Source organism: Ruegeria sp. CG3 (genome assembly GCF_056537205.1).
In genome coordinates this window covers 406,085-429,016 of sequence record NZ_JBQFRC010000003.1, presented here as the reverse complement: position 1 = coordinate 429,016, position 22,932 = coordinate 406,085, and the positions used below count along the sequence as shown (strand labels likewise).

20 protein-coding genes are annotated in these 22,932 nt (G+C 62.1%); 9 read left to right on the top strand and 11 right to left on the bottom strand.

Features of this window, described 5'->3' with window-relative positions:
* Positions 1 to 205 precede the first annotated feature (205 nt).
* Entirely contained in the window at positions 206 to 1,312 is a 1,107-nt protein-coding gene (locus tag ACR0NB_RS15510; RefSeq protein ID WP_480776145.1) for a saccharopine dehydrogenase family protein, read from the top strand.
* Between the two features lie 17 nt (positions 1,313 to 1,329).
* Positions 1,330 to 2,829: an L-piperidine-6-carboxylate dehydrogenase gene (gene amaB, locus ACR0NB_RS15505; RefSeq protein ID WP_480728646.1), complete on the top strand. Its 1,500-nt coding sequence runs from the start codon at positions 1,330 to 1,332 to the stop codon at positions 2,827 to 2,829.
* Between the two features lie 44 nt (positions 2,830 to 2,873).
* Here amaB and ACR0NB_RS15500 read toward each other — a convergent pair whose 3' ends face one another.
* Positions 2,874 to 4,451, bottom strand: a complete 1,578-nt coding sequence (locus tag ACR0NB_RS15500; RefSeq protein ID WP_480776144.1) for a DUF5928 domain-containing protein — start codon at positions 4,449 to 4,451, stop codon at positions 2,874 to 2,876.
* Positions 4,452 to 4,594: 143 nt separating this feature from the next.
* On the opposite strand from ACR0NB_RS15500, the gene ACR0NB_RS15495 reads away from it, so the two are divergent.
* The gene (locus ACR0NB_RS15495) at positions 4,595 to 5,413 is read left to right on the top strand and encodes a sulfotransferase family protein (RefSeq protein WP_170583045.1); all 819 of its coding nucleotides are present in this window, start codon (positions 4,595 to 4,597) and stop codon (positions 5,411 to 5,413) included.
* A gap of 199 nt (positions 5,414 to 5,612) precedes the next feature.
* On the opposite strand, the gene ilvD is transcribed toward ACR0NB_RS15495, so the two are convergent.
* Positions 5,613 to 7,445, bottom strand: a complete 1,833-nt coding sequence (gene ilvD, locus ACR0NB_RS15490; RefSeq protein WP_170342535.1) for a dihydroxy-acid dehydratase — start codon at positions 7,443 to 7,445, stop codon at positions 5,613 to 5,615.
* Positions 7,446 to 7,550: 105 nt separating this feature from the next.
* Here ilvD and ACR0NB_RS15485 point away from each other — a divergent pair, with 105 nt between their 5' ends.
* The 4 genes from ACR0NB_RS15485 (at position 7,551) to ACR0NB_RS15470 (ending at position 10,525) form a co-directional block, all read left to right on the top strand.
* Positions 7,551 to 8,114: a helix-turn-helix domain-containing protein gene (locus tag ACR0NB_RS15485; protein WP_480776143.1), complete on the top strand. Its 564-nt coding sequence runs from the start codon at positions 7,551 to 7,553 to the stop codon at positions 8,112 to 8,114.
* A 22-nt stretch (positions 8,115 to 8,136) separates the two neighbouring features.
* Complete coding sequence (locus ACR0NB_RS15480) at positions 8,137 to 8,406, top strand: CBU_0592 family membrane protein (protein ID WP_170343184.1); 270 nt, start codon at positions 8,137 to 8,139, stop codon at positions 8,404 to 8,406.
* An 80-nt stretch (positions 8,407 to 8,486) separates the two neighbouring features.
* The gene (sseA, locus tag ACR0NB_RS15475) at positions 8,487 to 9,341 is read left to right on the top strand and encodes a 3-mercaptopyruvate sulfurtransferase (protein ID WP_170365657.1); all 855 of its coding nucleotides are present in this window, start codon (positions 8,487 to 8,489) and stop codon (positions 9,339 to 9,341) included.
* On the top strand, positions 9,341 to 10,525 hold the full coding sequence (locus tag ACR0NB_RS15470; protein WP_480776142.1) for an amino acid aminotransferase: 1,185 nt from the start codon (positions 9,341 to 9,343) through the stop codon (positions 10,523 to 10,525). Before sseA ends, ACR0NB_RS15470 begins: the two co-directional genes overlap by 1 nt.
* A gap of 68 nt (positions 10,526 to 10,593) precedes the next feature.
* Here ACR0NB_RS15470 and ACR0NB_RS15465 read toward each other — a convergent pair whose 3' ends face one another.
* Together ACR0NB_RS15465 and ACR0NB_RS15460 are read right to left on the bottom strand one after the other, a co-directional pair.
* On the bottom strand, positions 10,594 to 11,922 hold the full coding sequence (locus tag ACR0NB_RS15465; RefSeq protein ID WP_170589234.1) for an ammonium transporter: 1,329 nt from the start codon (positions 11,920 to 11,922) through the stop codon (positions 10,594 to 10,596).
* A gap of 34 nt (positions 11,923 to 11,956) precedes the next feature.
* The gene (locus tag ACR0NB_RS15460; RefSeq protein ID WP_093963790.1) at positions 11,957 to 12,295 is read right to left on the bottom strand and encodes a P-II family nitrogen regulator; all 339 of its coding nucleotides are present in this window, start codon (positions 12,293 to 12,295) and stop codon (positions 11,957 to 11,959) included.
* A 255-nt stretch (positions 12,296 to 12,550) separates the two neighbouring features.
* On the opposite strand from ACR0NB_RS15460, the gene ACR0NB_RS15455 reads away from it, so the two are divergent.
* Positions 12,551 to 14,737: a transglycosylase domain-containing protein gene (locus ACR0NB_RS15455; protein ID WP_480776141.1), complete on the top strand. Its 2,187-nt coding sequence runs from the start codon at positions 12,551 to 12,553 to the stop codon at positions 14,735 to 14,737.
* A 48-nt stretch (positions 14,738 to 14,785) separates the two neighbouring features.
* Here ACR0NB_RS15455 and leuB read toward each other — a convergent pair whose 3' ends face one another.
* Together leuB and ACR0NB_RS15445 are read right to left on the bottom strand one after the other, a co-directional pair.
* On the bottom strand, positions 14,786 to 15,889 hold the full coding sequence (gene leuB, locus ACR0NB_RS15450) for a 3-isopropylmalate dehydrogenase (protein ID WP_093963789.1): 1,104 nt from the start codon (positions 15,887 to 15,889) through the stop codon (positions 14,786 to 14,788).
* 143 nt (positions 15,890 to 16,032) lie between these two features.
* Positions 16,033 to 16,926, bottom strand: coding sequence for a LysR family transcriptional regulator (locus ACR0NB_RS15445; protein ID WP_170359837.1), 894 nt, complete (start codon positions 16,924 to 16,926; stop codon positions 16,033 to 16,035).
* A gap of 96 nt (positions 16,927 to 17,022) precedes the next feature.
* On the opposite strand from ACR0NB_RS15445, the gene ACR0NB_RS15440 reads away from it, so the two are divergent.
* Positions 17,023 to 17,934, top strand: a complete 912-nt coding sequence (locus tag ACR0NB_RS15440) for a Rossmann-fold NAD(P)-binding domain-containing protein (protein ID WP_170440163.1) — start codon at positions 17,023 to 17,025, stop codon at positions 17,932 to 17,934.
* Here the strand turns inward: ACR0NB_RS15440 and ACR0NB_RS15435 are convergent.
* The 5 genes from ACR0NB_RS15435 to leuC all read right to left on the bottom strand — a co-directional run bounded on the left by ACR0NB_RS15435 (position 17,929) and on the right by leuC (position 22,780).
* Complete coding sequence (locus tag ACR0NB_RS15435; protein ID WP_480776140.1) at positions 17,929 to 18,975, bottom strand: endonuclease/exonuclease/phosphatase family protein; 1,047 nt, start codon at positions 18,973 to 18,975, stop codon at positions 17,929 to 17,931. The genes ACR0NB_RS15440 and ACR0NB_RS15435 overlap by 6 nt on opposite strands.
* Positions 18,972 to 19,802, bottom strand: coding sequence for a hypothetical protein (locus ACR0NB_RS15430; RefSeq protein ID WP_170359843.1), 831 nt, complete (start codon positions 19,800 to 19,802; stop codon positions 18,972 to 18,974). The genes ACR0NB_RS15435 and ACR0NB_RS15430 overlap by 4 nt, the downstream gene beginning before the upstream one ends.
* Before the next feature lie 332 nt (positions 19,803 to 20,134).
* Positions 20,135 to 20,740, bottom strand: coding sequence for a 3-isopropylmalate dehydratase small subunit (gene leuD, locus ACR0NB_RS15425; RefSeq protein ID WP_480728578.1), 606 nt, complete (start codon positions 20,738 to 20,740; stop codon positions 20,135 to 20,137).
* A 43-nt stretch (positions 20,741 to 20,783) separates the two neighbouring features.
* A complete protein-coding gene (locus tag ACR0NB_RS15420; protein ID WP_480776139.1) occupies positions 20,784 to 21,338 on the bottom strand; it encodes an HdeD family acid-resistance protein in 555 nt (184 codons plus the stop codon).
* Positions 21,339 to 21,376: 38 nt separating this feature from the next.
* A complete protein-coding gene (gene leuC, locus ACR0NB_RS15415) occupies positions 21,377 to 22,780 on the bottom strand; it encodes a 3-isopropylmalate dehydratase large subunit (RefSeq protein WP_170367504.1) in 1,404 nt (467 codons plus the stop codon).
* Positions 22,781 to 22,932: the final 152 nt, after the last annotated feature.

The window sequence follows — 22,932 nt, the reverse complement described above, 5'->3', positions numbered from 1 at the left end:
TGTCGCATCATTGCAAAAATGGTGCAATCGGTTGCAAGGCATTTCCACCCCTGACGTCAGGTTCCAAGACGCTGCGGCCGTGATCCGACATTATGATTCAATTTTCGTCATTATGGCGAAAAAGCCGCCCGTTTCGTCAACTCGATTGCTGTGCCCGGACGGCGGCGCGGTCATACTGGAACCAGAGCAGAGGAGGAGGCGCGCAATGAGTTGGAACATCTGCGTCGTCGGGGCCGGAAAGATCGGACAGATGATCGCCGCCCTGTTGAAGAAATCGCACAATTATACCGTAACCGTGGTCGACCATGACCTGACGGCCTTGTCGGCGTTGAACAGGAAGGGCATCACCACCCGCCAGATCGACGCGGGCGACGAAGCCGGGCTGGCACAGGGGCTTGCGGGGTTCGATGCGGTGATCTCGGCCGCACCGTTTTTCCTGACGCCTGCCATCGCCAAGGCGGCCAAGGCCGCGGGTGCGCATTATTTCGACCTGACCGAGGATGTCGCCGCGACCAACGCCGTGCGCGAACTGGCCCGCGACAGCGGCACCGCCTTCATGCCGCAATGCGGATTGGCCCCGGGTTTCGTCGGCATAGCGGGAGCCGCACTGGCGGCCGACTTCGACACGCTGGACAGCCTGCACATGCGGGTGGGCGCGCTGCCGCTCTATCCGACCAATGCGCTGAAATACAATCTGACCTGGTCCACTGACGGACTGATCAACGAATACTGCAACCCCTGCGATGCCATCGTGAATGGCGAACGGGTCAAGACCGCGCCGCTCGAGGATTACGAGATCATCGGCCATGACGGTGTGGAATACGAATGCTTCAACACTTCGGGCGGCCTCGGCACCTTGCCCGAGACGCTGGCCGGCAAGGCGCGGGCGGTGTCCTATCGCTCGATCCGCTATCCCGGCCATCGCGACATCCTGAGGCTGCTGTTGACCGATCTGGGCCTGGGCCAGCGCCGCGACCTGTTGAAGGACATCTTTGAAACCGCGCTGCCGCGCACCGATCAGGATGTGGTTCTGGTCTATTGCACGGCCAAGGGCATGATCGACGGGGCCCTGCGCGAGAAATCCCTGATCAACAAATCCTTTGCCCGCACCATCGACGGCCAGGTCTGGAGCGCGATCCAGATCACCACCGCCGCCGGCGTTCTGGGCGTGGTCGACCTGATGCGCACCGGCGCGCTGCCCACCCAAGGCTTTGTCCGGCAAGAGCAGGTCGGGCTGGATGACTTCCTGAACACCGAATTCGGCCAGCTGTACCGCGCTGGCGAAGTGTCCCCCCAGAACAAGGCGGCCTGAACATGAAAGACGTAGTCATGACTGCAGAACACACACTCGAAAAACTGGGCCTGACGGCGGCCGAGCTGACCAGCGGGACGCTGGAGGTCCGCTCGCCCATCGACGGCCGCTTCCTGGCGCGGGTGCATGAAACACCCGTTGCCGACATGGATGCGGTCTTTGCCCGCGCAACGGCGGCCTTCAAGGTCTGGCGCACCGTGCCCGCCCCGCGCCGGGGCGAGCTGATCCGCTTGCTGGGCGAGGAACTGCGCGCGGCCAAGGAGGACCTGGGCGCGCTGGTCAGCTGGGAGGCCGGCAAGATCACCTCGGAAGGTCTGGGCGAAGTGCAGGAGATGATCGACATCTGCGATTTTGCCGTGGGCCTGTCGCGGCAGCTGTATGGCCTGACCATCGCCTCGGAACGCCCCGGCCACCGGATGATGGAGACCTGGCACCCGGCCGGTCCGGTCGGCGTGATCTCGGCCTTCAACTTCCCGGTCGCAGTCTGGTCGTGGAACGCGGCGCTGGCGCTGGTCTGCGGCGATCCGGTGATCTGGAAACCGTCCGAGAAAACGCCCCTGACCGCGATGGCCTGTCAGAAGATCTTTGAAAAGGCCGTGGCCCGGTTCGGCGACGCGCCCGAGGGGCTGCTGCAACTGCTGATCGGCGGTGCCGATCTGGGCAAGGCGCTTGTGGCCAGCGAGGCGGTGCCGATCATTTCGGCCACCGGCTCGACCCGGATGGGCCGCGCGGTCGCACCGATCGTGGCGCAGCGGTTCGGCAAATGCATCCTGGAGCTGGGCGGCAACAACGCCATGATCGTGGGCCCCTCGGCCGATCTGGAAATGGCGGTGCGGGCCATCGTGTTCTCGGCCGTGGGCACCGCGGGTCAGCGCTGCACCTCGCTTCGGCGGCTGATCGTGCACAACTCGATCCGTGCCGATCTGGTTGCACGGCTGAAAAAGGCCTATGCCGGTCTGCCCATCGGTGACCCGCTGGCCGAAGGCACGCTGGTCGGGCCGCTGGTGGACGAGGCCTCGGGGCAGGCGATGGAGGCCGCGTTGAAGGCGGCCGAGGCCGAGGGCGGCACCGTCTTCGGCGGCAAGCGCGTGTCCGACGGCGTGCCCGAGGGCGGTGTCTACATGCAGCCCGCGATCGTCGAAATGCCGGGCCAGACCGAGATCGTAAAGACCGAAACCTTTGCGCCGATCCTCTATGTCATGGGCTATGACGGTTTCGACGAGGCGCTTGAGATGCAGAACGACGTGCCGCAGGGCCTGTCGTCTTGCGTGTTCACGCTGAACATGCGCGAGGCGGAACAGTTCCTGTCGCCCGCCGGGTCCGATTGCGGCATCGCCAACGTGAATATCGGCCCCTCGGGCGCCGAGATCGGTGGTGCGTTCGGCGGCGAAAAGGAAACCGGTGGCGGACGCGAAAGCGGTTCGGACGCCTGGAAGGGCTACATGCGGCGGCAGACGAACACCGTGAACTACTCGGCCGAATTGCCATTGGCGCAGGGCGTGAAGTTCGACATCTGAAAACCCGGCCCGGCGGCCTAGCGCGGCCGGGCCAACACATGCGTTCAGTCCGTGAACAGGTAGTCAAGCCGCATGATCGACTGGGCGGTTTCCTCCGAAACCCCAAGGAATTCTGCGATCGCGGCCACGTTCTCGGCCGGGTCAGCGGTTTCGCGCAATCGGAAGAACCTCTCGATCCCCGCACCGCGCAGCTGTTCGGATTCATAGGCCAGATCGCTGCGTATCGTCGGTAACAGGCGTTCGACGGTTGCGGCTGGGCTGTTTTCTCCGGCCAACCCGACCCTGTGGGCGTGGCCGACAAGATACGCGTCTGAATAAGTGCACTCGATTTCAAGCACATGGGTGCGCGCCTTGTCCGAGCAGAAATCCTGTACGATATCCAGACTGGCCGGATCCAGGCAGATCAGCAGCCGGTTGGCGCCGAAGTGATCGTACAGCATCCGGGTGACCGCCCTGCGATGCCGGGATCGTTTGACCAGCGTGGCCTCCAAGCCCCCCAGATCGGGCAGGGGGGCGGCTTCTTCGTTGAACAGGTATTCGATGCAGGGCAGGTTGGTCTCAGAGGCGATCTGGTCGATCAGCCGCTTGGCCACATGCCACTTCTTGCAGACGACGATGTACAGATCGCGATCGGCGCCCAGCGTGTTGGCCGTTTCCCAGAAGCGGGGCGCATACCGGCGTCCCACGCGGCCACGGCCGGTCAGAAATCCGTGCAGATTCCGACCCTCGTTCGATATCTGGAATTCGACCCCTTCGCTGGCATAGAGCGCACCCAATTTCTGCTTCAGCAACTGCGCCTCGGGGCTGATCTTGCGGGCGAATAAATAATCTTGCGTCAGCAGCAGGTCGTAGTGATCGTTGTAAAACGTCACCGGCATCCCGTAGTCCGAGAACATCAGGAAAGTCAGCGTGCGGTTTTCGATATCGGTTTTGGGGATCAGGTGGCGCACGAGGGTCTGAAAGAACGTCTCGTCCGGAATCCAGGTGGTCGAGAAAAAACGGACCACGTCCCGACGCTGGCGCAGGAAATCCAGGATCATCTCGATTGTCCGGCGGCGCAGGCACCACCACTGGCTGCCGATCATGATCTGGAGATCCTCCGGGATCTCGCGGGTCAGGCCGAGACGTTTCTGGGCCTCGTAGGCGGCATAGAACAATTTGCTCTGCGTGCGTTCGTTGAAATAGTGACGGTAGATCAGCCGGTCTTCCTTCATGCCGGTCTTGATCCAGTCGCTTTCAAAAAAGTCGTGGCTTTCGATGAAATCCTTGTCGGTTTCATCCAGAAACCGATGCGCATATTCCGCGGTCTTTATCGCCATGCAGTCGCCCGACAGCATGTAGAAATGGGTGGCTCGCGGGAAGGCCTCGACCGCGGCTTGCACCGCGTTCAGTGTTGCCTGCACCAGAGACCATTCCCCCCAGCCACATTTGATCCGCCTGGCCGCGAAGGTCACATTGGGATTGCTTTTCAGGGCCGTCTGGATCCGGTCAAAGTCCCGTGCGGATGCGCTGGCATCGAAATGGATGGCCATGCAGTCCCCTGCGGCCGTCAGCCGTTTGGCCTGTGCGATAATCGCGTCAGGGTCTTTGTGACACAGCAGAATGTAGGCGATCTTGGCCATTGGCGTTGCATGAAGTCCGTTACTGCCCGGTTCCAACCGTGATACTGAGGATGAGCGATTGAATAAACAGAATATTTTTGCTTCTCTGGCGTCAAAAGCTGGCGCATCACCTTGAGACTCGGTCGGCTAAGGAGGCATGGCAGATGGGATTTCCCGGTACATGGATGACCGAAAGCGAAAGCATGGTCTATCGCGTCGTGCCCAAATGCGCCTGCTCGACCATCGGGCAGATCATGTATTACTCGGATCATGGTCGGTTCTTTGACGGCGATATCCACGACGCCAATGACGGGATGCACAAATGGGCGTTTGACCACAGCCAGGATGTGATCTCGGCCAATGTGCGCGGGCACAAATCGTTCGCCTTCACCTGCGTGCGCAACCCCTACACGCGGATCCTCAGTTCGTTCTTCGACAAGATCTGCGGCATTCAGCGCAACGGGAAACGGTACCGGGGCAATCTGGTGCCGACGCTGATCTACAATTACGGGATCGAGGTCGGGGGCGAGGACGGCAAGGGCGAATTCGACCAGATCGCCAGTTTCCGCCGGTTTCTTCTGTTTGCCCGCGACACGATCCGTTGGCGGCGGCCAATGGACCCGGACATTCACTGGTCGGCCATGTCGGGGCATGTGTCGACCTTCATCGTGAATGGCGGACGCTATGACCGGATTTTCTGGACCGAGAAATTTAACGACGGGATGCAAGGCGTGCTGGACGCGCTGGAAACCCCGCATCCCGTGACCCTGTCCGAAATTCCGCGCTTCAACGAATCCGAGGGCCACGGCCCCAAACGTGCGCACCCGGTCGAGGACTATTTCGACGACCTGTCGATGCACCTGGTCTATGAGATCTACAAACAGGATTTCGAACTGTTCAAATACGATTTCGAGAACCCGGCCAACAAGATGCCGACAGGTGAAATCGACCTGGATGAGATTCACGCCAAGCTGGGTGATTGATCCCACAGGCAGGGGCGCTCCCGCCCATCGTCGAGGTCTCTGGCGAGAAATCTCCTCTGGTTGGGCCGGGCGCCGCGCACAGCGCGGCGCCCGGCCCAAGACTGAAGGAGGCAGCGGCGCAGCCGATGGGTCCTGTCAGGCGCGGGAGCACTTCGGTTTCAGGCAACGGAACGGCCCGCATGACGCGGGCCGTCAGCGTTCAGACCTGACGCACCGCGCCTTTTGCAGCGCTGGTGGCCAGCTTGGCATAGGCCTTCAGTGCTGTGGACACCTTGCGCTTGCGCGGTGCAGCGGGAACCCAGCCTTTTTCGTCCTGGACTTCCCGGCGGGCTGCCAGCTCTTCGTCGGACACGGCCAGGTGGATCGAGCGGTTTGGGATGTCGATTTCGATCGTGTCCCCGTTCTGCACCAGACCGATCTCACCGCCTTCGGCCGCCTCGGGCGAGACGTGCCCGATCGACAGACCCGAAGTGCCGCCCGAGAAGCGACCGTCGGTCAGCAGCGCGCAGGCTTTGCCCAGACCTTTGGATTTCAGGTACGAGGTCGGGTACAGCATCTCTTGCATACCAGGCCCGCCGCGTGGGCCTTCATACCGGATCACGACCACGTCGCCTTCCTTGACCTTGCCAGTCAGGATGTCGTTCACCGCCTGGTCCTGACTTTCGCAGACATAGGCGGTGCCGGTGAATTTCAGGATGTTCTCATCCACACCTGCGGTCTTCACGATGCAGCCGTCGCGCGCGATGTTGCCGAACAGAACGGCCAGACCGCCATCCTGACTGAACGCATGGTCCTTGGATCGGATCACGCCGTTTGCCCGGTCGGTGTCCAGTTCCTTGTAGCGGTTCGACTGGCTGAACGCCTGGGTCGTGCGCACGCCACCGGGGGCGGCCTTGAACAGATCTTGCGCTTTGGGGTTGTTGGTCACCGTGATGTCCCAGTTGGCGATGGCCTCGGCCATGCTGGCCGAATGCACCGTGCAGCAGTCGTCATGCAGCAGACCGGCGCGGCTCAGCTCGCCCAGGATCGAGAAGATGCCACCCGCGCGATGCACATCCTCCATGTGGACGTTTTCGGTGTTGGGCGCGACCTTGCACAGGCAGGGCACCTTGCGGCTCAGCCGATCCATGTCGGACATGGTGAAATCCACCCCGCCCTCATGCGCGATGGCCAGCAGGTGCAGCACCGTGTTGGTCGAGCCGCCCATGGCGATGTCCAGGCTCATGGCGTTCTCGAAGGCCTCGAAGGTCGCGATCTCGCGCGGGAGGAAGCCTTTTTCGTTCAGCTCATAGTGGCGCTTGGTGATTTCGACGATGCGGCGGCCGGCCTCCAGGAACAGCTCCTTGCGGTCGGCATGGGTGGCTAGCGTCGAGCCATTGCCCGGCAGCGCCAGACCCAGCGCCTCGGCCAGGCAGTTCATCGAGTTCGCAGTGAACATGCCCGAGCACGATCCGCAGGTGGGGCAGGCGTTTTCTTCGATATGCTTGACCTGCTCGTCGGTGTACTTGTCATCGGCGGCGGCGACCATGGCATCGACCAGGTCGATCTTCTTCACATCCAGATCGGCGATGTCGATCTTGCCGGCCTCCATCGGGCCGCCCGAGACGAAGATGGCCGGGATGTTCAGCCGCATTGCCGCCATCAGCATGCCCGGGGTGATCTTGTCGCAGTTCGAGATGCAGACCATCGCATCGGCGCAGTGTGCGTTGACCATGTATTCGACGCTGTCGGCGATGATCTCGCGCGAGGGCAGCGAATACAGCATCCCGTCATGGCCCATGGCGATCCCGTCATCGACGGCGATGGTGTTGAACTCTTTGGCCACGCCGCCGGCGGCCTCGACCTCGCGGGCGACCATCTGACCCAGATCCTTGAGGTGGACGTGCCCTGGCACGAATTGCGTGAACGAGTTGACGATGGCGATGATCGGCTTGCCGAAATCGTCGTCGCCCATCCCGGTGGCGCGCCACAGGCCGCGGGCACCGGCCATGTTGCGGCCATGGGTCGAAGTTCTGGATCGGTACATTGGCATGATGCTGTTTCCCTTTTGCCCGGTTGCAAAACCAGTGTTGCGTGCGTTATAGCGCACGTAACACATGTGCGTTATAACGCACAAGGTAAATCGCGGGACGTGGCCATGGAATCGGACGACATCACCCTGAAACTCAGAGACGTCCGGGCGGCATCGGGGCTGAGCCTGGCCAAAGCGGCCGAGTTGACCGGTGTCAGCAAAGCCATGTTGGGCCAGATCGAACGCGGCGAATCAAGCCCCACCATCGCGACGCTGTGGAAGATCGCCAAGGGGTTCCAGATGCCGCTGAGCGCACTGATCGGAACCGGCGCCCTGCGTGATCCCGCAGATGCGGCCCGGTTCCGCACCGTGACCTTTCCCGGCAGTCTGAAGGTCAAGATCGTCTTTCCCTTCGACCCGGTTCTGGGGGCCGAGACCTTTCACGTCGAACTGGACCCCAACCAGTGCCACGAATCCCCCGCCCATGCCGCCGGCGTGACCGAGGAAGTCTTCGTCCTGAGCGGCGCGCTCGAGGTGCTGCGGAACGGCGAATGGGTGCCGCTGAGCGCGGGCCAGGGGTTGCGCTTTCCGGCCGACTTGCCGCATGGCTATCGCGCCGGTCCCGAGGGCGCGGCCTTCTTGAACATGCATCACTACGGACACCGGCCTGCGACCGCCGCGGTCGGGTGATACGGCGGAAAGGGACAACCTGATGGCGGAATTCCTGAACGGCCTGACGCTGGCCGATGGCATCGGGTCCTTCGGGGCGCTGATCGTGGTTGCGGCCTATTTCGCAACACAGATGCGGATGATGAATTCCGACGATCTGGCCTTTCCGGTGGTCAACCTCGTCGGCTCGGTGCTGATCGCCTATTCGCTGCTGCAGAACTTCAACCTGGCCTCGATGCTGATCGAAAGTTTCTGGATCGCGATCAGCGTAATCGGCATCATCCAGCATTTCCGCCTGCGACGGGCGCGATAGGGCCGCAGGGACCCGATCCAGCCTTGAACCCGCACCCTTGCGCGTATAGGGAAATCCCTGCGCGTAAAGGGGAGGCTTTGATGCTGGACGATCCAAAAACCCTGGTTTCCACCGAGTGGCTTGCCGCCCACCTCAAGGACCCGGATCTGCGGATCCTCGACGCCTCGTGGTACCTGCCCCAGCAGGGGCGCGACGCCCGCGCCGAATACGAGGCAGGACATATTCCCGGCGCAAGGTTCTTCGACATCGACGAGATATCGGACCACCGCTCGGACCTGCCGCACATGGCGCCTCCGGTCGAGAAATTCATGTCGCGCCTGCGGGCCATGGGCGTGGGCGACGGCCATCAGGTCGTTGTCTATGACGGCGCGGGCCTGTTTTCGGCCGCACGGGTCTGGTGGCTGTTCCGCCTGATGGGGCAGGAGAACATCGCCGTTCTGGACGGCGGCCTTCCCAAATGGGTCGCCGAAGGGCGCGAAATCGAGGATCTGCCCCCTGTCATCCGCGACCGCCACATGACCGTGCGCGTGCAGAACCACCTGGTCCGCGACGTGACCCAGGTCTCAGCCGCCGCCAAGCTGGCCGATCACGAAATCATCGATGCCCGCGCCGCCGACCGTTTTGCCGGATCCCAGCCCGAACCGCGCGAGGGTTTGCGGGCGGGGCACATCCCCGGTTCGCGCAACGTGCCCTTCGGACAATTGCTGAATGCCGATGGCACCATGAAATCGCCCGAGGACTGCCGCGCGGTGTTCGAAGCCGCAGGCGTCGATCTGTCGAAACCCGCCATCACCACCTGCGGGTCAGGCGTGACCGCCGCGATCCTCAGCCTTGCGCTCGAGCGCATGGGCAAGAAAGACCATTCGCTTTATGACGGCAGCTGGGCCGAATGGGGCGCCTTCCCGACCCTGCCCGTCGCAACCGGAGACTCCTGATGTTTGAAAACCTCAAGCTGCAGCCAGCCGACAAGATCCTGGCCCTGATGCAGATGTATCGCGAGGACCCGCGCGAGCAGAAGATTGATCTGGGTGTCGGCGTCTACAAAGACGCCAATGGGGTGACCCCAGTGATGCGGGCGGTCAAGGCCGCCGAGCAGCGGATCTGGGAAGAGCAGGACTCAAAGGCCTATACCGGGCTGGCCGGTGATCCGGTCTATGCCGATGCGATGATCAGCCTGATCCTCGGCACCAGCGTGCCGCGCGCCAACATCGCCGCCGTGGCCACCCCGGGCGGCACCGGTGCCTGCCGGCAAGCGTTCGAGCTGATCCGCATGGCCAACCCCTCGGCCCGGGTGTTCGTGTCGAACCCGACCTGGCCGAACCACATCTCGATCCTGAACTACCTGGGCATCGAAACCGTCGCCTACCGCTATTTCGACGAGGAAACCCGTGGCGTCGATTTCGACGGCATGATCGAGGACCTCAAGACTGCCAAGGCGGGCGACGTCGTGTTGCTGCACGGCTGCTGCCACAACCCGACCGGCGCCAACCTGAACATGGTCCAGTGGCAAGAGGTGGTGAACCTGATCAACGACCGTGGTCTAGTGGCGATGATTGACATCGCCTATCAGGGCTTCGGCGACGGTCTGAACGAGGATGCGCAGGCGACCCGGCTTGTCGCTGCGTCGGTCAAGGAATGCTTGATCGCGGCGTCCTGTTCGAAGAATTTTGGTGTCTACCGCGAGCGGACCGGCCTGCTGATGGCCGTCAGCGCCGATGCGGGCCAGACTGCGCTGAACCAGGGCACGCTGGCGTTTCTGAACCGCCAGAACTACTCGTTCCCGCCGGATCACGGCGCGCGCGTGGTGACCACGATCCTGATGGATGAGGGCCTGCGCGCCGATTGGATGGCCGAACTTGAGGAGGTGCGCCTGTCGATGCTGGGCCTGCGCCGCCAACTGGCGGACGAGCTGCAGCGGCTGAGCGGATCGGACCGGTTCGGCTTCCTTGCCCAGCATCGCGGCATGTTCTCGCGCCTGGGCGCCGCGCCCGAACTGGTCGAGAAACTGCGGGTTGAGCACGGCATCTACATGGTCGGCGACAGCCGCATGAACATTGCCGGGTTGAACGAGGCCACCGTGCCGATCCTGGCCAAGGCCATCATCGACGTCGGCGTCTGAGGTCAGGCATTTCAAAAAAAGAAACCCGGGCACAAATGCCCGGGTTTTTTGTTTGGTTTGAAAAGGGCTCAGCCCTTCGAGAACTCGGGATAGGCTTCCATGCCCAGCTCGCCCATGTCGAGGCCATTGATCTCTTCTTCCTCGCCAACCCGCAGGCCGACGGTGGCCTTGAGGATCGAGAACAGGATGTAGCTGACCACGAAGACGAAGATCCCGATGGCCGCAAAGCCGATGATCTGGGTCACGAAGGACGCGTCGCCGTTGGTCCAGGCCACGATGAAGGTGCCCCAGAAGCCCGCGATCAGGTGAACCGGGATGGCGCCGACCACGTCGTCGATCTTCATCTTGTCCAGCAGCGGCACGGTGTAGACCACGATCACGCCGCCGATGCCGCCGATGATCAGTGCCTGGAACAGCGACGGTGCCAGCGGTTCGGCGGTGATCGAGACCAGCCCGGCCAGCGCACCGTTCAGCACCATGGTCAGGTCGACCTTGCCATACATCACCTGGGTCAGGATCAGGGCAGCGACGGCGCCGGAGGCTGCGGCCATGTTGGTGTTGGCGAAGATGCGGCTGATGTCAGCCATGTCGCCGATCGTGCCCATGGCCAGCTGCGAGCCGCCATTGAAGCCGAACCAGCCCAGCCACAGGATGAACGTACCCAGGGTGGCAAGCGCCAGGTTCGAGCCGGGGATCGGAACGACCTTGCCGTCCTTGCTGTACTTGCCGATCCTGGGGCCCAGCACGATGGCACCGGCCAGCGCGGCAAAGCCACCTGCGGCGTGCACCAGGGTCGAGCCTGCGAAATCGCTGAAGCCCATTTCGGACAGCCAGCCGCCGCCCCACTGCCACGATGCTTCGATCGGGTAGATGACACCGGTCAGGACGATCACGAAGATGAAGAAGGGCCACAGCTTGACCCGCTCGGCCATGGTGCCCGACACGATCGAGGCAGTGGTGGCGCAGAACATCAGCTGGAAGAAGAAGTCCGAACCGACCGACGCATAGGACAGATCGGTTTCGACGCCATCAAGGCCGACCGGTTCCAGCGAGGTGGGCGAGAAGGCGCCCAGAATGCCGGTGATGGTCCAGCCGTCGCCCGGATACATCAGGTTGAAGCCAACCAGCCAGTACATGATGGCGGCAAAGGAAAACAGGCCGATGTTCTTGACCAGCTGCATGGCCACGTTCTTGGAGCGCACCAGACCGGCCTCGAGCATGGCAAAGCCCGCGGCCATCCAGAACACCAGGAAGCCGCCCATCAGGAACAGCAGCGAGGTCAGGATATATTGCGTATGCTGCGCGGTTTCGCCGGTTGCGGCGGCCTCCTGCGCCAGGCCCATCTGCGGCAGCGCGACGATCGCGGCGGCAGGGATGAGTGATTTCATCAGGTTCATGTTCAGTCCTCGAATGATTGTCGGTCGCGGCGCCTTACAGCGCCTCCTCGTTGAGTTCCCCGGTCCGCACGCGCAGGGCCTGCTCGACATCGAGGACGAAAATCTTGCCGTCGCCGATCTTGCCGGTCTTGGCGGTTTTGGTGATGGTCTCGACGATCTGGTCGGTCATCGCGGCGGGCACCACGATTTCCAGCTTGATCTTGGGCACGAAGTTCACCGCGTATTCGGCGCCCCGATAGATTTCGGTGTGACCGGATTGCGAGCCGAAGCCCTTGATCTCGGTCACCATCATGCCGCGCACGCCCGCCTCGGTCAGTGCCTCGCGCACCTCCTCGAGCTTGAACGGCTTGATTGTCGCAATGATCAGTTTCACGTCTTTCCCCTCTTCTGTTCCGGTGGGTCCGGCTTTGCACCTGCAGAAAAAGAGCCCGACATGGCCGCGCAAGGAACGATTTCGGCAAAAAGACGCTGGGGAAGAGAGGCAAAGTTGCACATTTTTTGCACAAAAACGGCAAAGTGATTAAAAAATACGCAAGTGTGAGAGGGGAATTCGCGCTATTTCACACCTCTACATGGGCGCAACAGCGCGGTATGGTGCCACAAAAGCAAAAACGGGCAGAGTTTGAGCATGACTGAGTCCAAGCGTCGAAAACCGCTGGTGGCGGACAAACGGTATCCGTCCGGAGGCCGCAAGACCTCGTCTGCCAAGCGGACGGCGAAACCGGCGGGCAAGAAGGCGACGGCGCGCAAGACTACGACCCGAAAGACCAGCCGCAAGCCCCGGCGCAAACGTTCGGGAGGCGGGCAGGGCGGCTTCTTTCGCCGGCTGTTCCGCTGGATAGGGCGCCTGATCTGGGGGCTGACCTGGCGAGTGGGTACGATAGCCGCGCTGCTGCTGGCGCTTGCCGTTGGGGTTGTGTACTCAACCCTTCCCGAGGTCGATGCCCTGCTGGACGGGCGCGCACGCGGGTCGGTCACGCTGCTGGACCGGGACGGCAAGGTCTTTGCCTGGCGCGGGGATCAGTTCGGCGGCGTTATCACCACCGACACCGTGTCGCCGCATCTGAAAAATGCGGTTGTCGCGACCGAGGACAAGCGGTTTTACCGTCACTTCGGCGTAAGCCCGCGCGGCATTGCCAGTGCGGTGAAGATCAACCTGTCCGAGGGACGTGGCCCACTGTCGGGGCATGGCGGTTCGACCATCACCCAGCAGACGGCCAAGCTGCTGTGTCTGGGCGTCCCGTACGATCCGACCGAGTGGGAATCGGAAGCGGCGTATGAAGCCGACTGCCGTCAGGGCTCGCTGTGGCGCAAGGCCAAGGAAGCGATCTACGCGATGGCGATGGAGGTCAAATACTCCAAGGATGAGATCCTGACCATCTATCTGAACCGGGCGTTTCTGGGGGCCGGGGCCCGCGGATTCGAGGCGGCCAGCCAGCGCTATTTCGGCAAGTCCGCGGCCGAGGTGGACCCGGCCGAGGCGGCGATGCTGGCGGGGCTGCTGGTGGCGCCCACGCGTTATGCGCCCACCAACGACCTGCAACGCTCGCAGGACCGGGCCAAGGTGGTCATCAGCCTGATGGAGGATCAGGGTTACCTGACCACGTCACAGGCAACCGTGGCGCGCAACAACCCGGCCGAGCTGTCCGAGGCCGCCGCCGCCCGCGCTGGCGGGTATTTTGCCGACTGGGTCATGGCCAGCGGCCCCGAATTCTTTACCCGCAACACCACCGAGGACGTGGTGATCAAGACCACGCTGGACCAGCGGATCCAGCAGGCGGCCGAGGCGGCGCTGAAACAGGTGTTCGACGAAAAGGTCAGTGAAGGCTCAAAAGCGCAGGCCGCGATCGTGGTGATGTCGGCCGATGGTGCGGTCCGGGCCATGGTGGGTGGACGCAAGACCAAGGTGTCGGGTGCGTTCAACCGCGCGACGCAGGCGCTGCGACAGACCGGGTCCTCGTTCAAACCCTTTGTTTATGCCACCGCGCTGGAACTGGGCTATTCGCCACTGGCCACGGTGGTGGACGAGCCCTATTGCATCGACATCCCGGGGTCCGGCCAGTGGTGCCCAAAGAATTACACCAACAAGTTCTACGGTCGCGTGACCCTCGCGGATGCGCTGAAGAACTCGTTGAACATCCCGGCCGTCAAGGTGGCCGAGGTTGCTGGGTTGGACAATGTGCGCACCGTTGCCAGCGGGTTTGGCATCGAAAGCGATCTGGCGGCGGGCCCAGCCCTGGCGCTGGGCGCCTCGGAAAGCACACTGATCGAAATGACCGGCGCCTATGCCGGTATCCTGAATGGTGGCTCGTCCGTGGAACCGTACGGCCTGACCGAGTTGAAACTGCTGGGTGACGATGCCCCGATGATGGTAACGACGACCGGGATCGGCGAGCGGGTGATCCGAGACGAAGCTGCCAAGCAACTGACCTGGATGATGGAACGCGTGGTATCCGAGGGAACTGGACAACGCGCCAAGTTGCCGGGATGGCAGGTTGCAGGCAAAACAGGCACGACTCAGGCCGCCCGGGATGCTTGGTTCATCGGCTTTACCGCGGATTATGTGGCCGGTGTCTGGATGGGTTATGACGACAACACACCGTTGTCGGGCGTGACTGGCGGTGGGCTGCCAGCCGAGATTTGGAAGGAAACCATGGTGCGGGTCACCGAAGGCATGACTCCGACCCCTCTGCCGATGTTGGCTCCGGCCGCTCCGGTCCAGACGACTCAGCAATCCCAGCCACGCCGCAGGCAGCAGGGTGGCTTTGCCAAGGCCGTCGACAGTCTGTTGAAGGATCTCTTTGGCGGCAACTAGACCGCAGATGATCAGACGGGCGGCGCTGGGCGCCGCCCGGATCGGTCGTTACAGGCTTTCGTCCAGCGCGGCGACGATCGCATCGCCCATTTCGCTGGTCGAAACCGGCTGAACGCCTTCTTCGGCCAGCAGATCAGCCGTGCGGACACCATCGGCCAGAACCTTTTCGACCGCGGCTTCCAGACGATCGGCCTCGGCGCCTTGGTCAAAGCTGTAGCGCAGCGCCATCGCAAAGCTGAGGATACAGGCGATCGGGTTGGCCTTGCCCTGACCGGCGATGTCGGGGGCCGAGCCGTGGACGGGTTCATACAGCGCCTTGGGTCGGCCATTGGCCATCGGCGCGCCCAGCGAGGCCGAGGGCAGCATGCCCAGCGAGCCGGTCAGCATCGCCGCGCAGTCCGACAGGATATCGCCGAACAGGTTGTCGGTCAGGATCACGTCGAACTGCTTGGGTGCGCGCACCAGCTGCATGGCGCCGTTGTCGGCATACATGTGGCTCAGTTCGACCTCGGGATAGTCCTGGCCCACGCGGGTCACCACCTCGCGCCACAGGATGCCCGATTCCATTACGTTGGCCTTTTCCATCGAGCACAGCTTCTTGTTGCGGCGCATCGCCAGTTCAAAGGCCGAGCGCGCGGCGCGTTCGATCTCAGATTCGGTGTAGCGCTGGGTGTTGATGCCCACGCGCTCGTTGCCTTCCTCGAAGATACCGCGCGGCTCGCCGAAATAGACGCCCGAGGTCAGTTCGCGCACGATCATGATATCGAGACCGGCAACCACGTCCTTTTTGAGCGACGAGAAATCGGCCAGCGCGTCAAAGCACTGGGCCGGGCGCAGGTTCGAGTACAGGTCCATCTCCTTGCGCAGGCGCAGCAGGCCGCGCTCGGGCTTCACGCTGAAATCCAGATCGTCGTATTTCGGGCCGCCCACGGCGCCCAGCAGAACCGCGTCGACCTCTTGCGCCTTGGCCATCGTCTCGTCCGACAGGGGCTTGCCGTGCACGTCATAGGCGGCACCGCCGACCAGATCCTCGCTCACGTCGAATTCAAGGCCGCGCTTGGCGCCGAACCAGCCGATAATCTTGCGCACTTCGGCCATGACTTCGGGGCCAATTCCGTCTCCGGGCAGGATGAGGAGCGAGGGGTTGGACATGAACGGTCTCCTTGCGTTTTTCAGCATCGGGCCTAGCGTTTGCGGTGCATCTGGTCAATGAGGCGTTCTGGTCAAAATGCGCGGATTCAGGGCCGTACAGCGCGAAAAACGCCGCTGAACATGCGCTGGGCACCCGATTTGGGTTACAAGCTGGCTTTCAGCCCTTCTGCAAGCAGGTCCCAGACCCGGCGAATGCGCGGTGTCTGCCGCATGGCCTGCGGCGCAGCCAGCCAGACCGGCAGGACTGGTATGTCCACATCCAACGGCAGAATTTCGACCGCAGGATCAGCCTCGGCCACTTGAACCTGGCTGAAACCGATGCCGCAACCCGCGCGGATCAATTCCCAATAGGCGCTTTGAAGATCGCAACGGGTGGCAAAGTCTTCCTTGCTGGCAGGCCAACCCTTGGCCTGCATTTTCGAGATGATCAAGTCGTTGGAGTCGAAACCCACCAGGTCATGCTGAAACAACTCTTCGGGGGTGGTTGGCCGACCGGCGCGGTCCAGATACGACCGGGCTGCGCAGAAACACAACGGTACGTCGCCCAGATGCCGGGTCACGATATCGACCTGCTCGGGGCGATACATGCGAACTGCGATATCAGCTTCGCGGAACAGCAGGTTTTCGCTGGTGTCGGTGGCGACCAGTTCCAGCTGGATTGAAGGTTCTTGCCTGCGGATGTCCGCCAGAATGGACGGCAGGATATGGTGCGATGCGAAGACCGAGGCGGTGATGCGGACCGTACCGCCCAGCTGTTGCGACTGCCCGGCGGCGGCCAGGCTCAGCTGACGCATGGCCGCGTGCATCTGTTGCGCCATCGGCAGCAATTGCTGGCCGGCTGCGCTGAGCTTGAGGCCTCGCGCATGGCGATCGAACAGCGACACGCCCAAATCCGTCTCGAGTGCCTGCACCTGGCGACCAAGCGTCGGCTGACTGCGCCCCAGTTCCCGCGCAGCCGCCGACAACGATCCCGTTTCCGCAACTGCCAGAAAGCTCTGCACCAAAGACCAATCAGAAAGTGCCAAGGTTTTATCCATGCGCAGATGAATACATGCTCTGCGTTTTTCGGCAATTCCCAAAGGTGAGTGAATGGATATCTTTTGTTCAACCGCCAGGGCTGACAGGAGGTTGTGATGACGGGAAAGGTGCTGATCCTGGGATCTTCGGGGCGTTTTGGCCGCAATGCCGCAGACGCGTTTCAAACGGCCGGATGGACGGTGCGGGGATTTGACCGCGCGAGGGATGATCTGTCCACCGCAGCCCGGGGTGCGGATGTCATCGTGAATGGCTGGAACCCGCCATACACCGAGTGGGCGCGGCAGGTGCCGGATTTGCACGCTCAGGTCATCGGTGCGGCGAAGGCAACCGGGGCGACCGTGATCGTGCCCGGTAACGTTTATGTTTTTGGGGCCGACACGCCCGGGCCGTGGGCGGCAGATACGCCGCATCTTGCAACCAACCCTCTGGGCCAGATTCGGATCCGTATGGAGGAGGCCTATCGGTCGTCGGGCGTGCGCACCGTGATCCTGCGCGCCGGGGATTTCCTTGACACGCAAGCCTCCGGCAATTGGTTCGACCAGATCATGATCAAGCCCCTGGCCAAAGGGCGTTTCGTCTATCCCGGTGACCCTGACATTGCCCATGCCTGGGCCTACCTGCCGGATCTGGCCCGCGCTGCGGTTCAGTTGGCCGAGATGCGGCATGACTTGCCGCGCTATTGCGACATTCCTTTTGCCGGATACACGTTGACCGGCCGCCAATTGGCACAGGCCTTGTCGGAAGTGACCGGGGCTCCGGTACGCTTGAAGCAGATGAACTGGTGGCCAATTGTTCTGGCCCAGCCGTTCTGGAAACTGGCCCCGCATCTGCTTGAGATGCGCTATCTGTGGGACACGCCTCACCGCTTGGATGGCTCGTTCTTCGACTCGTTGATCAGCGATTTCGCATCCACGCCGCTGCACGAGGCATTGAAAACCGCTGTGCTTTCCGTGTCGCATGATAGCCCGCGAACCACAGACGTGGATCGGGTTCATGGCCTGTCATAGGCCCGGCGGCATGTCAGGGTGTGACAAGTCAACCCAAATCAGGCGATGTCGGCTGGCCTTGCGGGCCGCGGCAAGGGGCGCGCCTTTGGCGTCAGTCCAGCGGATGCCGGCGTTTTCAACCACCCAGTCGACCGATGGCAGCAGATAGTCAACACGCCGTTCACCCACCGCCTTCCAGACCACCGTTACAGCCGAGCCTGCGCCATCCACGGGTCGCGGATCCTGCAGGCTGGGGTGCTGTAACAGATCGCGGATGGCTTCATTGCGCCCCTCGCCCAGGTTCGGGTCAAGATTGGAGTCACCGGCAATGATGAAACGACTTTTCGGGGCTGGACCCAGCCCGCCGTCAAGCAACACCGACCACAGCCGGATCTCATCGCGATTGCGCAATCCGTTGCGATCCTCAGGCCCGTCAAAGACAGGAGGGGTGGCGTGAAAGGTCATTAGGTTCAGGCGGCCTTGAGGCGTCTCCACCGGAACGATCCAATGGGCGGTCGACGACAGGCGCTGAACAGCGTGGGCCTGTTCAGACGGGAAGGGCGAACCGCCACGGGTGGGTAGTGTCGCGCCGGGCAGGTCCTTCCACAGCAGCGCCGAGAGGTCACGAACCTCATCCTTTGCGATTGGATAACGGGACAGCACGGCCAGCCCGCCATTCCCGGTGAAACGGCCCCATCCCTGGGCGTCCCCGGGTCCGCCCCGTTCTCCGTCCCCGTCCAGATCAAGCGACGTCATCAGCCCCGAGTTGGGCTGACCAGCGAAGAGATGCGGGTAATCCAGCCCTGCCGCGCGCAACCGATCAGCCAGAGCGGACAGGGCCAGGTTGTCATGGTCCCAGTCGATGCCTTGCAGGGCCAGAACATCGGGGGCAGTGGCGGTCAGAACGTCAATCACGGCCTGCACCTGGGGATCATCACGCCGAATATCCCGCAGCAGCAGGCCCGGACCTTTCCGGCCTAGCTCAGCATTGAAGCTGGCAACGCGCACTGGCTCTGCCTGCGCCACAAACGGCAGCAACAGCAGAACAAGAATACGGATCATGCGGTTTGGGTCGTCTCGGTGGTCGAGTAGGCGCGGCGTTTTTCCACGATCAGCCCGGCAATGCGCAGGGTTGCCATCCCGCGCATGATCATGCTGGCCGGCAGGAAAGCCCACGCGCTCATGGTCCAGATCAACGTCTGCGGATTGGACAACGACAGCGGATCAATGAAATCCGTGAGCAGCTTGATCAGGGCCGGAATCAGGAACGGTAGCAGAACGCCGACCGAGATGTTCAACCGACCGTCGCGCTGCAGGCGAGTCACCACGTCTCCACCCTTGGTGGGGTCGAACAGGGGCAGGTTGGTCCAGACATTGAATGCCCCATTGCCAGTGGGCCATCCACGCAGTTTGACCGCATAGGCAAAGCTGGCGATCGTGACCAAAGCGGCGACATAGGCGACACTTGCCGTTATGCGTACCAACTCGACCAGGGGTTGGCTCGCGTCAGCAGGCAGCATCAACACCACCAGGCGGACAGGTGAATAGGGGAAGTCCACGACATTCGCGACCGCCAGGCCGACCGAATACACGGTGCTGGTCAGTTCCGTCGGCGCATAGGCGTTCTTGCAGATCAGGGTCAGGAACGAGATCATCGACATCAGGCCGACAAAGCGCAGCCTGTTCACGGGCGGCGCATCGCGGAATTCGATAAAGCTGGGAAAAGCCGAGTTGTATTCGGCGAATGTCAGAATGAATGCCAGGATTGCCAGAAAGACAACGATCTCGGTCCCGTTGGACGTTGATGCGGGCAGATACAATGCGGGTGTCAGCACCAGAAGTGCCACCAACAATCCCCGTATCGCAGCCCCTGTTGTGCGAGCAATCACTATCCGAACCCTTTCCAAACCGGACCAGTCGATTCTTCGCCGACTTGGTTCCAACTTGATGCCCGCCAATCTCGATATTTGGCGGATGCCCCTTTAGCGCCATCATTGGCGATAAGCGGCATTTCGCTCAAGCCGAGGTGCAGAAAACACGTGATTTCGGGCAAAAAGATGGCGAAACTGGTGCGGCTTTGCATCATTCACGTCGCAAATTCGACGTGTAATGGAAATGATTCTCTACATGTTGTGGTTGCTTTGACTTTAACCCCAAGAATGCGAACGGGGCCGCCTTGGCGACCCCGTCAGGTTGAGTATCCACAGGTTCATCCCCAGAATCACACCCAGGGGCGCGCCTGTCCGGCATGGGATTCGAACGTGTCGATGTGGTGATCTTTTTCCATCGTCAGGCCGATATCGTCCAGACCGTTCAACAGGCAATGCTTGCGGTGCGGGTCGATATCAAACTCGATCACGACGCCGTCAGAGGTGACGATCTGCTGATCTTCCAGATGCACGGTCATACGTGCGTTCTCGCCCTTGTGGGCATCCTCCATCAGAATGACGTGGTGGTGTTCTTCGACGACGATGGGCAGGATGCCGTTCTTGAAGCAGTTGTTGAAGAAGATGTCGGCGAAGCTGGTCGAGATGACCACCTTGATACCAAAATCCTTGATCGCCCAGGGCGCGTGTTCCCGAGATGAGCCGCACCCGAAGTTGTCGCCGGCCACCAGAATCTCGGCGTTGCGATAAGCGGGTCTGTTCAGGACGAATTCTTCGTTCTCGCGTCCGTCATCGTGATAGCGCATCTCGTCGAACAGGACGACGCCGAGGCCGGACCGTTTGATCGTTTTCAGATGCACCTTGGGAATGATCATATCGGTATCGATATTGATCAGGGGCATGGGGGCTGCCACACCGTGGACTTTTTCAAACTTTTCCATGTTCACACTCCTGCGGGAGAGGTCAGGCCCCATGCCCCGCGTTTCAAGCTTGTTGAGCTTCTGTAGTTTCGTCTTTGGGCGCGTTCTTGACGAAGAACGCCATGAAGACCAACCCGAACCCGTTGAACAGCATCTCGATGCCCAGCAGGATGCCCAGCAACTGGAACAGCACCGCCGGTTCCGAGCTTGCATAAGACCAGATGATGCTTGCCAGGATGATCGACAAGATGCCCGAGATCAGGGTTGGCCAGAAAAATGACGTGCCTCGCATCTGAAACGAGAGAATGATCCGTGCGATCCCGCCTGCCATGAACAGGATAAGCACCACCGTTGCCAGCGTCAGAGTGCCCGCCAGCGGATGGTCCAGAAACGACCAACCCAAGAACAGCATGACCGCACCCATGATGAAGGCAAGGATCTTGTTGCCGGTTCCTTCGACGGTGAAACCGCCGACAACCTGTAGAACGCCGGTTACCAGCAAAAGGACGCCGGTGACCACGGTCACTGCTACGGATGCCACGACTGGTGCGCCCAGCACGAAGATGCCGAACACTATCGATAGAAGCCCCATCAGGAGCCATTTGACCCATTCACTCATTTCAGTCTCTCCCTCAAATATCTAGATATGAGGAGACCTTACATCAATTCGCGCACATCTGTCAGCTTTCCCGTGATTGCCGCGGCGGCAGCCATCGCGGGGCTCAGCAGATGGGTGCGTCCGCCGCGGCCCTGACGGCCCTCGAAATTGCGGTTCGAGGTGGCGGCGCAACGCTCGCCCGGGGTCAGCTGGTCGGGGTTCATGGCCAGGCACATCGAACAGCCCGCAAGGCGCCATTCGAACCCGGCCTGCTTGAAGATCTCAGCAATGCCTTCCTCTTCGGCCTGCGCGCGGACAAGGCCCGAGCCGGGCACGACCATGGCGCGGATGCCGTCCTTGATCTTCTTGCCCTTCAGGATCTCGGCGGCGGCGCGCAGATCCTCGATGCGGCCGTTGGTGCAGGAGCCGATGAAGACCGTGTCGATCTCGATGTCGCTCAGTTTCTGGCCCGGCTTGAGCCCCATGTATTCGATCGAGCGGCGCGCGGCCTCGACCTTGCCGCCCTCGAAATCCTCGGGGTTGGGCACGGTCGCGGTGATCGGCAGAACGTCTTCGGGGCTGGTGCCCCAGGTAACCACGGGGGCGATGTCCTCGCCGCGGATGGTGACGACCTTGTCCCAATGGGCGTCGTCATCGGAATAGAGCGTCTTCCACCAGGCCAGGGCGGCCTCCCACTGCGCGCCCTTGGGAGCGTGCGGGCGGCCCTTGACGTATTCGAACGTCTTTTCGTCCGGCGCGATCAGGCCGGCGCGGGCGCCGCCCTCGATGGCCATGTTGCAGACGGTCATGCGGCCTTCCATCGACAGGTCGCGGATCGCTTCGCCGCAATATTCGATCACATAGCCGGTGCCGCCGGCGGTGCCGGTTTCGCCGATCACGGCCAGAGTGATGTCCTTGGCGGTCACGCCCGGCTGCAGTTTGCCGGTGATCTCGACCTTCATGTTCTTGGACTTTTTCTGGATCAGAGTCTGGGTGGCCAGAACATGCTCGACCTCGGAGGTGCCGATGCCGTGGGCCAGCGCGCCGAACGCGCCGTGGGTGGCGGTGTGGCTGTCGCCGCAGACCACGGTCATGCCCGGCAGGGTCCAGCCCTGTTCGGGGCCGACGATGTGGACGATGCCCTGACGGATATCATTCACCGGGTAGTAGTGAATGCCGAATTCGCGGGCGTTCTTGTCCAGTGCTTCGACCTGGATGCGCGATTCGGGGTTCTCGATTCCGTTCACGCGGTCGGGCGTGGTGGGCACGTTGTGGTCGGGCACGGCGATGGTCTTTTCCGGCGCGCGCACCTTGCGGCCCGCCATGCGCAGGCCTTCGAAGGCCTGCGGGCTGGTCACTTCGTGCACCAGGTGGCGGTCGATATAAAGCAGGCAGGTGCCATCGTCGGCTTCGTGCACGACATGGGCATCCCAGATCTTGTCATAGAGTGTTTTGGGGGACATCGGTCCTCTCCCGTCTGTATTGAGAAATGCTGGCGAGTGGCTGGGCGCCGATTATAGGCGGGCCAGAACCGTGCGGGCGGCCCCGAAGAACCGTTCACGCAGGCGCGCGCGGTCTTGCAGGTTGGGAGCAGGGGCCTGATGGAATCTCATGC

Excerpts from the sequence above, each read along its gene's own strand:
- ACR0NB_RS15495 (WP_170583045.1), top strand. The coding sequence starts at position 4,595 with ATGGGATTTCCCGGTACATGGATGACCGAAAGCGAAAGCATGGTCTAT.
- sseA (WP_170365657.1), top strand. The coding sequence starts at position 8,487 with ATGCTGGACGATCCAAAAACCCTGGTTTCCACCGAGTGGCTTGCCGCC.
- ACR0NB_RS15465 (WP_170589234.1), bottom strand. The coding sequence starts at position 11,922 with ATGAACCTGATGAAATCACTCATCCCTGCCGCCGCGATCGTCGCGCTG.
- ACR0NB_RS15455 (WP_480776141.1), top strand. The coding sequence starts at position 12,551 with ATGACTGAGTCCAAGCGTCGAAAACCGCTGGTGGCGGACAAACGGTAT.
- amaB (WP_480728646.1), top strand. The coding sequence starts at position 1,330 with ATGACTGCAGAACACACACTCGAAAAACTGGGCCTGACGGCGGCCGAG.
- ilvD (WP_170342535.1), bottom strand. The coding sequence starts at position 7,445 with ATGCCAATGTACCGATCCAGAACTTCGACCCATGGCCGCAACATGGCC.
- ACR0NB_RS15445 (WP_170359837.1), bottom strand. The coding sequence starts at position 16,926 with ATGGATAAAACCTTGGCACTTTCTGATTGGTCTTTGGTGCAGAGCTTT.
- ACR0NB_RS15510 (WP_480776145.1), top strand. The coding sequence starts at position 206 with ATGAGTTGGAACATCTGCGTCGTCGGGGCCGGAAAGATCGGACAGATG.
- ACR0NB_RS15485 (WP_480776143.1), top strand. The coding sequence starts at position 7,551 with ATGGAATCGGACGACATCACCCTGAAACTCAGAGACGTCCGGGCGGCA.
- leuB (WP_093963789.1), bottom strand. The coding sequence starts at position 15,889 with ATGTCCAACCCCTCGCTCCTCATCCTGCCCGGAGACGGAATTGGCCCC.
- ACR0NB_RS15440 (WP_170440163.1), top strand. The coding sequence starts at position 17,023 with ATGACGGGAAAGGTGCTGATCCTGGGATCTTCGGGGCGTTTTGGCCGC.
- leuD (WP_480728578.1), bottom strand. The coding sequence starts at position 20,740 with ATGGAAAAGTTTGAAAAAGTCCACGGTGTGGCAGCCCCCATGCCCCTG.
- ACR0NB_RS15500 (WP_480776144.1), bottom strand. The coding sequence starts at position 4,451 with ATGGCCAAGATCGCCTACATTCTGCTGTGTCACAAAGACCCTGACGCG.
- leuC (WP_170367504.1), bottom strand. The coding sequence starts at position 22,780 with ATGTCCCCCAAAACACTCTATGACAAGATCTGGGATGCCCATGTCGTG.
- ACR0NB_RS15435 (WP_480776140.1), bottom strand. The coding sequence starts at position 18,975 with ATGATCCGTATTCTTGTTCTGCTGTTGCTGCCGTTTGTGGCGCAGGCA.
- ACR0NB_RS15420 (WP_480776139.1), bottom strand. The coding sequence starts at position 21,338 with ATGAGTGAATGGGTCAAATGGCTCCTGATGGGGCTTCTATCGATAGTG.
- ACR0NB_RS15470 (WP_480776142.1), top strand. The coding sequence starts at position 9,341 with ATGTTTGAAAACCTCAAGCTGCAGCCAGCCGACAAGATCCTGGCCCTG.
- ACR0NB_RS15480 (WP_170343184.1), top strand. The coding sequence starts at position 8,137 with ATGGCGGAATTCCTGAACGGCCTGACGCTGGCCGATGGCATCGGGTCC.